At 68.1% G+C, this 433-nt stretch carries 1 pseudogene; it reads left to right on the forward strand.

Features of this window, described 5'->3' with window-relative positions:
• Positions 1 to 433, forward strand: a pseudogene (locus FJV41_RS55925) (methyl-accepting chemotaxis protein); the annotation flags it as partial.

A 433-nucleotide genomic window follows, 5' to 3' on the forward strand; every position in this document is an offset into this window, starting at 1 on the left:
CTCACCATCTCCATCCTCGGCGTCTGCGCCCTGCTGGCGCTCATCCTGGCGTTCCTGATCACCCGTTCGCTGGTCAAGCAGTTGGGCGGCGAACCCGCCTACGTGGCGGAGATCGCGACCAGCGTCTCCAACGGCGACCTGTCGCTGCAGATCGCAGCCAAGCCCGGCGACGACAGCAGCGTGCTGGCCGCCATGAAGAACATGGTGGACAAGCTCTCCCGCGTGGTGGCCGACGTCAACAGCGGTGCGGAGTCGCTGGCCGGCGCTTCCGAGGAGGTGAGCGCCACGGCGCAGTCGCTGAGCCAGGCCGCCAGCGAGCAGGCCGCCGGCGTCGAGGAAACCAGCGCTTCGCTCGAGCAGATGACCGCCTCGATCTCGCAGAACACCGAGAACGCCAAGCTCACCGACAGCATGGCCACCAAGGCCGCCCACG

Source organism: Myxococcus llanfairpwllgwyngyllgogerychwyrndrobwllllantysiliogogogochensis, assembly GCF_006636215.1.
Taxonomy (GTDB): domain Bacteria; phylum Myxococcota; class Myxococcia; order Myxococcales; family Myxococcaceae; genus Myxococcus; species Myxococcus llanfairpwllgwyngyllgogerychwyrndrobwllllantysiliogogogochensis.